Genomic DNA, 658 nt, shown 5'->3' with positions numbered 1-658 from the left:
GGTGGAGTGGTCGCCGATGGCGGTTGATCGGGTGACCCCGACCGGCACCTGGGCCCTCCTCGGTACGCCTGACCTGCCCGGACTCACCGGCCTGGTACCCGGGTTCGCCACCCTCGACGACCTGCTGGCCGGTGCGGGCGACCACTCCACTGTCGTGGTCCCGTTCGTGCCGGAGGCCGGATCCGCGGATGCGGCCCGAGAGGCGCGGGAGGCGACGCAGCGGGCGCTGCTGACCGTACAGCGGTTCCTCACCGAGCAGGCGCTCCTCGACAGCCGGGTCGTGGTGGTCACCCGTCGGGCGACCGGCGTCACCGGTGACACGGAGCAGACCGACCCGCCGTACGCGGCGGTAGCCGGTCTGGTGCGGTCCGCCCAGTCGGAGAACCCGGGCCGGTTCGTGCTGGTCGACGTGGACGAGCAGACCGAGTCGCTGCTCGCCGTACCAGCCGCCGTCGAGCTGGGCGAGCCGGAGGTGGTGGTACGTGCTGGTCAGGTGTTCGTGCCGCGGCTGGCTCGCGCTGCGGCGTCCGGTGGCGACGCGTCCGGTGGCGACGCGTCCGATGTGTGGCGCGCCGGCACCGGAGCGGTCCTTGTCACCGGTGGTACGTCGGGTCTGGGTGCGTTGGTGGCCCGGCATCTGGTCGTTGCGCATGGTGTT

General features: G+C 72.6%; 1 protein-coding gene. It reads left to right on the top strand.

The window, feature by feature from the left end:
* Positions 1 to 16: 16 nt before the first annotated feature.
* On the top strand, positions 17 to 658 hold a 642-nt coding region (locus V6U90_RS33750), incomplete at its 3' end, for a SpnB-like Rossmann fold domain-containing protein (protein ID WP_442933724.1).

Origin of the sequence: Micromonospora sp. CPCC 206060 (assembly GCF_036906895.1) — a bacterium.
GTDB lineage: Bacteria > Actinomycetota > Actinomycetes > Mycobacteriales > Micromonosporaceae > Micromonospora.
Note: the sequence above shows the minus strand (reverse complement) of the source record. Positions and strands in the feature narration are given on the sequence as shown.